This window comes from Rouxiella silvae (assembly GCF_002093625.1).
Lineage (GTDB): Bacteria > Pseudomonadota > Gammaproteobacteria > Enterobacterales > Enterobacteriaceae > Rouxiella > Rouxiella silvae.
Genome location: NZ_MRWD01000104.1, coordinates 1 through 7,625, shown reverse-complemented (window position 1 = coordinate 7,625; position 7,625 = coordinate 1). Strand labels below are relative to the sequence as shown.

The 7,625-nt window shown below is 45.6% G+C and carries 9 protein-coding genes and 1 pseudogene; all 10 read right to left on the bottom strand.

What is annotated here, in order from left to right; translation table 11 throughout:
- Positions 1-466: hypothetical protein (locus BS639_RS24260; protein ID WP_084984610.1), on the bottom strand; the 466-nt coding region annotated here is incomplete at its 3' end.
- Between the two features lie 27 nt (positions 467-493).
- Positions 494-1,252: a TIGR03747 family integrating conjugative element membrane protein gene (locus tag BS639_RS24255; protein ID WP_084984609.1), complete on the bottom strand. Its 759-nt coding sequence runs from the start codon at positions 1,250-1,252 to the stop codon at positions 494-496.
- Positions 1,233-3,314: a type IV conjugative transfer system coupling protein TraD gene (gene traD / locus BS639_RS24250; RefSeq protein WP_084984608.1), complete on the bottom strand. Its 2,082-nt coding sequence runs from the start codon at positions 3,312-3,314 to the stop codon at positions 1,233-1,235. Before traD ends, BS639_RS24255 begins: the two co-directional genes overlap by 20 nt.
- Positions 3,307-3,741 carry an integrating conjugative element protein gene (locus BS639_RS24245; RefSeq protein ID WP_084984607.1) on the bottom strand — a complete coding sequence of 145 codons (435 nt, stop codon included), beginning with the start codon at positions 3,739-3,741 and terminating at the stop codon, positions 3,307-3,309. Before BS639_RS24245 ends, traD begins: the two co-directional genes overlap by 8 nt.
- Complete coding sequence (locus tag BS639_RS24240) at positions 3,738-4,313, bottom strand: transglycosylase SLT domain-containing protein (protein WP_084984611.1); 576 nt, start codon at positions 4,311-4,313, stop codon at positions 3,738-3,740. Before BS639_RS24240 ends, BS639_RS24245 begins: the two co-directional genes overlap by 4 nt.
- Positions 4,314-4,333: 20 nt before the next feature.
- A complete protein-coding gene (locus BS639_RS24235) occupies positions 4,334-5,056 on the bottom strand; it encodes a TIGR03759 family integrating conjugative element protein (RefSeq protein WP_084984606.1) in 723 nt (240 codons plus the stop codon).
- A 7-nt stretch (positions 5,057-5,063) separates the two neighbouring features.
- The gene (locus tag BS639_RS24230) at positions 5,064-5,726 is read right to left on the bottom strand and encodes a hypothetical protein (protein ID WP_084984605.1); all 663 of its coding nucleotides are present in this window, start codon (positions 5,724-5,726) and stop codon (positions 5,064-5,066) included.
- Positions 5,723-6,283 carry a PFGI-1 class ICE element type IV pilus protein PilL2 gene (pilL2, locus tag BS639_RS24225; RefSeq protein WP_084984604.1) on the bottom strand — a complete coding sequence of 187 codons (561 nt, stop codon included), beginning with the start codon at positions 6,281-6,283 and terminating at the stop codon, positions 5,723-5,725. The genes BS639_RS24230 and pilL2 overlap by 4 nt, the downstream gene beginning before the upstream one ends.
- A gap of 123 nt (positions 6,284-6,406) precedes the next feature.
- Positions 6,407-6,886 (bottom strand): STY4534 family ICE replication protein, encoded by a 480-nt coding sequence (locus tag BS639_RS24220; RefSeq protein WP_084984603.1) that lies wholly within the window; start codon positions 6,884-6,886, stop codon positions 6,407-6,409.
- A 427-nt stretch (positions 6,887-7,313) separates the two neighbouring features.
- Positions 7,314-7,514 (bottom strand): annotated as a pseudogene (locus BS639_RS24215) (DNA translocase FtsK); the annotation flags it as partial.
- Positions 7,515-7,625: the final 111 nt, after the last annotated feature.

The following is a 7,625-nucleotide window of genomic DNA, read 5'->3' as shown; positions in this document are numbered from 1 at the left end:
TCTCCTTACTCCCTAAAATATCGACAAAATTGTATTTATTTATATAATAATCAGCAACTTTACTATTAATTGGAGACATTACCCTTATCCCGTGGCACCTAGCATCCCTCATGAAAAAAATCAAAGTATAGAGAGCGAAACGGAATGTATTACCATCCAGTACGGAGGTTTTTATTGCAAAGTTTTGTATCATTTCAACGTCTAAATAGTCTTGCTCAGCATTAATAACTTTTGAATATTGACACATACATGCTGCAGCGGGTTTATTGGATAAATCCAGTAGTTTAAAACAAAACTCCCAGGGTATCCATTTGTTTTTAGGCTGCTGGCGAGACATCGCCCTACACCAGTCTAAATCTGCAATAGTTAGTTTACTTACTCTGAAATTATATCCTGCTTTTTCGAATAAAAGGTTAGATACTTCAAGCGCATTATGTTCAATCTCTCGTAAGTTAATATCATTCAAATTTTCTCTTCCTTGAAATTATGCTTCTTATAAATATTTTTTAAATGAAGCCACTGTTACAGTGATAGCCATTCCGAGCAGAAGTGCAGCAGGCAATAGTAAAAGGTTTGGATAAATAGCGGATGGCCATGAAAGATAAACCATGCAAGGTATGTACATAGCAGGTTTAACCAGTCGCCGTGCATGGTGATAAACAAAACTTGATTCGTAGGCTGCGCCGTAGCGCCTGAGGTCACGTCTTCCTAATCCTTCGATAATTGCTACGATTATCACCAATAAAAATAACGGTATAGATAAAAACAGAATAATGACACGTACCATTGTAATAGTGACAATATACACGGTTGCTAACAGATACTGATATAAGTAACCGATTAATAATCCTATCCAAGTGTTTATTTGTTGAAATAATCCCTTATCAGGAGTTTTTGGGCTTTTATATTGCGAACTTAGCCAATCTAGAATTCCACTTTTTATAAACATCAATTCGTAAGCGTTATTCATCCAATTTACTGAGGTTGTTGAAGGCCGGAACAGCAACAGACTCAGGTTAAATTCCGTTGAAAGCCATTGCTTCTCTGTGAGCATGACTTGATAGCTTCTGGAAGCACCTCGTTCAGGCCATAAGAAGGTGATACAAGCATATTCAATCACCAGACTTAACAGCAATGATGACAAAAAAATACCTACTGCAGCCCAAGGCCATCCCCAAAGCAGGTTAAAGATAATGCCGTGTTTACGCGGCGGAAGGGGGCGTTGAGGTGTATTACTTTGTGCGGTCGTCACTGTTTCCTCCGACCCACCATGTCTCGCTCGAGTGATAATTTTGACGCATCTGTTCTGCTATCGCCGCCAGGCTTGAAGGCATAGCACTATCGCTAGCATCAACTGTTGGCAATGGCATCCTTATCTTCCATAACTGCCCGCCTTCAAGTAATGCAAAGGCTTGGCCCTTCGGCAGACAAATGATATCTGCAGGTTCCAGAAGAGGAGTTTTAACGGTCCCGACTCTGTCCTGAGTACTTGAGGTGAAGTCCTGGCCTAGTTCAACGTCGGAGATATCCGCATGCCCGGAAACCAGTGTTTTGGTGTAGATTTCTACTTGAGGGAGTTGAGTGGTAAGAAGTTCCGCCGTTTTGTTATCGCGCACTCGCAGCATTATTAAAGTATTAAAATTACCGATAACCTGAGCCGTTTTGGCCGCGCTGCCAATACGCGCCTCAATATCTGAAGACGTTTGCGTATAGGCGGTAACCTGCATTCCGGCCCCTCCGCCTTTATTAATTAGTGGGATAAACTCTGGCCCCATCAGCTCATTAAACTCATCGCAATGCAGATTAATCGGCTGTTTTTTCAGATTGTTTATCGGCAGACCTGCGTTAATACCATGCTTGTAGATATGACCAGCCACACTCACTAAATCGGCAAACATCGAGTTTCCCACTGCCGAGGCAACTTCGCTATCGGTTAAGGCATCCAAGCCGACATAGACTATTGATTGCTTTCGTATCGCCTGGTCCCAGTCGAAAATAGGTCGTGGATCTTCCATATCCAGATAATCCGGTGACAACAATGAAGCCGTTTTTCCGGTAGTCAGTTTCTCCAGAAGGGGGAGAAGTGAAGCGACTATTTTGTCGAAGTAGGTGCGGTCATAGCGAACCGCACTGCGCAGGCCATCCATGATCGGGTCGTAGAATTTTCTACCTTGTTCTGAACCGAGTGCCAGCTCGATAGACCAAATTCTCACGGCCTCTGCTTGCCCCTGCATGTTTCTCGGAACGTCTTTATCCCTGATAACCCGCATATTATTAGCAATCTGTTGCGTTAAAATCGCTTGCTGATTTATCACGATCCTATCGGCATACATAATATACAGCTCATTGATATTATTAACGTAACGCATGATTAACTGATAGTCAGGACGCTGACCCAAAGCCACCAGAGCTCTGGCTATAATGTTGACGAAACGCCAGGCAAACTCGCGAAAAGCTGCGCTGTTCCCTTCACCTGATAATTGCCCAGCAATACGGGAAGCGACTTCGGAAACACGTCCAAATCTGCCTACTGCATTGTAGCGCGCCGAAATTTGTGGCCATCCCAAATGGAAAATGTAGAGCTCTTTTTCTCGCCCTGAATGATGAGCTTCAGCCCAAACACGACACAGCAGGTCAGCATCTCCTTTAGGATCGAAAATGATAGTGGTCTCGCCGCGGCGAATATCTTGAGTGATAAGAAGCTCTGCAAGTCGGGTCTTGCCAACGCGAGTCGTTCCCATGATCAGGGTATGTCCGACACGTTCTCCAAGATCCATCGTGACATCTTCTTCCTTGAGTTCAATGCCGTGCAGTACTGGCTTCCCTCCGACCGGGGGTAACGGGCGAACCGGATTAAAAGGGGTGTCAGCACTGAGCAATTTGGTCAACCAAGGTTGATGATGTTCACATCTGTTTTCTATCCGCCGTGCTGCCTGATACAGCCAGGAGGGCATGACATAGCGCTCAACCTCGGGACGAAGCGTGTCCTGTAGCCGTTGAGTATGCTTTTGGGTCCAGCGAAAACCTTTGCCTAAAAAAAGACGTCTATTGCTTACAGGGATCTTACGGCTGGTTATTGCATATCGAGGGAGTCGACGCAGATTCTGTCGATATCGCAAGACCTTAAAACCCTGTTGTGCACGCAGTATAGAAAGCCATGCAAAACCTCCTGCTGTTACGTAACTCACCGAGGGAGACAAGGCGACGGCCCACGGCGCGACCACGCAGATATACGAAGCCAGTGCTGCCGCAATTGCCGTATTGAGTTCAACCGCGGGCCGCAGCATTGCTTCAATGACATAGCGATCACTCATGGGAGAGCTGCTGTGAAAGGGCCTTATCTGTCAGCACGACAGGATAATGAAAGAGCTGCAGTCGGCGAGATAATTCACTCCCCGACGCAGGCGATATGCGAACGCTCGGCGCGAGTTGTCGCAAGGCTTGAAGATCGTCGATATCTTTAATATTAACTGCCAGACCTTCCGCACGATGGCGTTTTAGCTGTAGCGCATTTTTCGTTAGCCATGCGACTGAAGTTGGATCATCGCCGAGGAGAAATAGCATGCCAATGCCAGGCAAATTTAATGGCCTGTCAGAGACGATTCCCGGCGTCATCTCCGGCGTGCTTACCGGCAACATAGCGGCCTCGGCATGGGCGTTAACATTTATGATTAACGTGGCGTCTCCTTGGGTTATTCCAGTGAAGAAAATCCCAATGCCGATAATCATGATTTTCTTCATTGCAGTCTCCGGGGTTCAACCCAGACAAAGTTCGCTTGGGGACGATAATAGACTTGATATGAAATAGCTTCACTATCAAGGGATTCCAGCCTTTGGGTGATAATTGTCTTATAGCGATTTGCCGGTTTGCCGCCGGCAGGATGGTGGTAACAACCCGATGCATCCATCCAACTGCCCGGTTTTAAGTCATAGCATTTGCGAAGAATTTGAGCCGCCGACTGGAGATTGGTATAGGGATCGAAAGCTTGCCAGGTAGACGTAAAGCGTTGGCCATTCCATCCGAGATTTACCTGAGCAATACCTACATCAATTCGTTTGAGAGGATGGTATTTAACGAATTTTTGAAGTGCTTTCCATGCTTCTAACCTTGTCGAATAACGGTAGCTCCTTCCTGCAACATTAATGCTCCACGGCCAAGGGCGTTCGCCCTGAGGTGATGATCTAGCCGATTCAGCTAAGGCGATGGCAAACAGCATTTCTGGAGGTACACGATTACCCCAGGCAATACGCCGATAAAGTTCGGGAACAGGCAGTGTTAGTTTATCTGCCGCGTTGAGTTCACCGAGCGCCATGAGGCATAAAATCGGCAGGCTTAGAAAGCGGTGATTTCCCATCCGCTCCCTCCGTGTTGAAGTGCGACTGGCATTATTCCTTTGCCATAACGTTGCCAGAGCCCGCGGTCGTGATTTAACGTGACATGCCGATCGCGAATACGCTTAACCGGTATTTCATGTTTTTGAGCCCATTCACGCAGAACGCTGTCATTGCCATGGCTATCGACTAGATAAATATCAACGGGTCTCTTACCCGACATTAGCAAGGTGACTCTGCTGTCGCATTGCCTGCAGTTCCGACCTTTTACGAAAAGAGCCACGCGCGTTGTTGAAGAGCTTTGTTGTGTCGTATCTTTGCCAATCCTCACCGGCTGAACGTTGGAATAGAGTCTTTTCCAGGCTGCAGATATTTCACGTTGAAAGCGCAGCTCTTTCTCGGTTCTCTCAAACTCTGTTTTGACCCATTTATCGGCGTATTGCTGGCGCTCTTCTTGTGTCCTTGCTTCAATTCCTAATGTTGAAAGCGGGTCCAGGCCGGGTGACTGAATACCTCGAGGTCCATCCATTAAATCTTCGTAGCGGAGTAAATCCTCCTCGCTAATACCCCATTTCAAAGCCTGAGTTCCGACCAGTTCTGATTCAGTGGATAGGGGAATGTTGGTGATCGACAAAGTCCCAGGATCATTTATAGATTTTGAGCTGGAGATGGCATCAGCACTTAACGCAAGGAGGGATAAGGCTACGTAAATTATTATTTTCATTGTCGTCTCATGGAACATGCAGCATTAGCTGACGGCTTTTGAACTTGAAAAAAGCCTGCTGATTGTTGATTTGGACTAGCTTCCAGCCTCTGCTGAACTCTCCCTCGCTCATAAGACGCACCTGTGATAAATCAGTGAGCCCGGAGGGAGCTACGGCGGCATATTTTCTGGCACCGCGGTGCTCAATGGCTATTAGGACGAAGGGGGGCTTTGCCCGAGGTGTTGCTTTTGATGCTGGCTGCGCGGATGGTTTATATGGAGAACGAGGTAAGTTGGTTGTCGAACTACGAAGGGTTGTGACCGCAGTAGTGATGGACACAAGGCTAAGCTTAAAATCATGTTGAGCTTGGCGGAGTTCTGCGACATCTGCAACCAACGCTGTATCAATGTGGGGCTGCTTGAGTCGCTCAGATATCTCTGCAGCAAGGCTGCGTGTCTGGTTCTCCAGTACGCCAATTCGCCCCTTCACTTGAACAACTTTCTCCTGTAGTTCACCGATCTCACTGGATACGACGGACGTTCTTTGTTGATTTTCGAGTAATGAGAGGCGCTTGCCATTTTGCGCAATCAATTTGTAGCTGATCCCGACCACAGTTAACAACGTTATGAATACCAAAAGTGGAAGTATGAAACCTTTATGGCGAGCCAAGAGGGTGACGGATGTGCTCATTGGTTGAAGAACCCTCCCTTAGGTTTTACAGCAAGAGCTGCTGACGGCAAACTGTAGCCATTGCGCAGGGTATGGCATACAACACGTTGCACCTCATCAATCTCGATGTTCCACGGGGAGCCAGAAATTAGCTGCAACCCAGTTAAGAGGCGCATTGGCCCTAACTGATATTGGACCGCGGGTAAAGGTTGAGGATACAGAATGGCTACAGCAGGCCCCATGGTGCAAAGCCTGTAACCGGAATATCGCAGCAAGTAATGAAGGGCATCCGCAACAGTGGGTTTTAAAGATGGTGAAATTCGAATATCGATAATCTGAGAAAGTGGGGTCCGCTGGCCAGCCATCGGGTCGATGCTGACTAAAAGGTATCGGTCATAGCGGGTAACTTCAGGCCTGATTAAGCTGGCAACCACTGGAGGGGGGGGAATGCTGGATGTGCCTATTTCCGGCTGAAGGGTGAGAGCCGAAGTTAAAGGTAGGGGAGTGGTAGAGGGTGAACACCCTGTTAATAGGGCAAGGACGACGGTTATCACGCAGAGATTGAATTCTACTTTCATTCGCGGCAAACCTGCATATATGAAGAATGTGACAATGTCTTGGTTTACCGCTAACGCCTCAATCAACAATTAAAATTTGGAGCACAAAAAAAAAGCCCCAAGAAGAGGGGCATAGGGTTTTAATCAAAATGAGTTTTCAGCGTAAGACTGCTGCACTACACCATTCTGTGGGAGGATTGAGTCAGGTTTCTCTGCCTTATAGATCATGTCCTGGCCTATCTTCAGCCAGTCGACTTTAACCAGTCTGGCTCGAAGGCTAACGCGCTGCTCCCCAGCATATTTCCCTGTTTTCAATGTGAAGATGTCAGTTGAGGGATGGCTAAAGGTGAAGCCAACCAAAACCTTTTTATCTTCATCGACTGCTTTCTGGCAGCGATTTATCAAGCTACTGGCCTCCTTACTGGCCACTGTTACGTCAAAACGAACATAATTTGGATTATCTGTTACTCCACTCAAAGCATTAATAACGCAGCTGAGAAAAGTACCACTCTGAGCATTTATCTGGCGAATGCTGCTCAAATAACCCAGCCCCTTAATATTGAGATTAAAATACTCACTTTTCGATGGTTGAGTGAGTGTGGAAGGTTGAATGTTTAAAGACATGATGATTTCTCCAGTAGAAAGATTTTTAAAAGAGAAATGCATCTACCCTTAAGGGAGGTGATTTCCCTTCAGGGCACAGAACTCAGTTCTTTATGGCTGATAGTATTGAGAAAACTACTTTATGTGATAGGCACTTTAAAAAATGTTAATTTGCAGTCGCTCAAGAGCGTTTCTTTCAGACTGCTGAAACATTGGTTTGTTGTTTAAGACAACGAGTAATCTAAATTATCATCGAAGAATCAAGATAAATAGTCATTGGATAAATCACAATCAGTTTAGGTAGATAGTTTTCATTAGATAAATTATGAATTAATGAACGAAATCTATTTATTGAATTTTCCTAAAAATGTTGCACGGTGCAACATTTTGATTTTTTATTAACGATAGGTGGGCTTAGTATTACTTTTTTTGATTATTATTCTTCACGCTATTCCCACGGAGGTGGGGCTAAAACTTCTCGATTTCCGTTGTGGCCTGGAGCACTTACAATTGATTTTTCTTCCATTTGCTCAATAATTTGAGCCGCTCGATTATAACCGATCCGAAATTGACGCTGTACTCCAGATATTGAAGCATGTCTTTTCTCAATGACATATTCCACAGCTTGGTCAAATAATGGGTCTAAATCATTAGCTTCTGGTTCTTTAGAACTATCAGGTATTACTGTAAGCATCCCTCTTAAGCGAACCATTCACTTTTAGAGATCTTCCGGCATACTGATTATGTCCCCTGAGGAGAT

Excerpts from the sequence above, each read along its gene's own strand:
- BS639_RS24240 (WP_084984611.1), bottom strand. The coding sequence starts at position 4,313 with ATGGCGCTCGGTGAACTCAACGCGGCAGATAAACTAACACTGCCTGTT.
- pilL2 (WP_084984604.1), bottom strand. The coding sequence starts at position 6,283 with ATGAAAGTAGAATTCAATCTCTGCGTGATAACCGTCGTCCTTGCCCTA.
- traD (WP_084984608.1), bottom strand. The coding sequence starts at position 3,314 with ATGAGTGATCGCTATGTCATTGAAGCAATGCTGCGGCCCGCGGTTGAA.
- BS639_RS24245 (WP_084984607.1), bottom strand. The coding sequence starts at position 3,741 with ATGAAGAAAATCATGATTATCGGCATTGGGATTTTCTTCACTGGAATA.
- BS639_RS24220 (WP_084984603.1), bottom strand. The coding sequence starts at position 6,886 with ATGTCTTTAAACATTCAACCTTCCACACTCACTCAACCATCGAAAAGT.
- BS639_RS24230 (WP_084984605.1), bottom strand. The coding sequence starts at position 5,726 with ATGAGCACATCCGTCACCCTCTTGGCTCGCCATAAAGGTTTCATACTT.
- BS639_RS24235 (WP_084984606.1), bottom strand. The coding sequence starts at position 5,056 with ATGAAAATAATAATTTACGTAGCCTTATCCCTCCTTGCGTTAAGTGCT.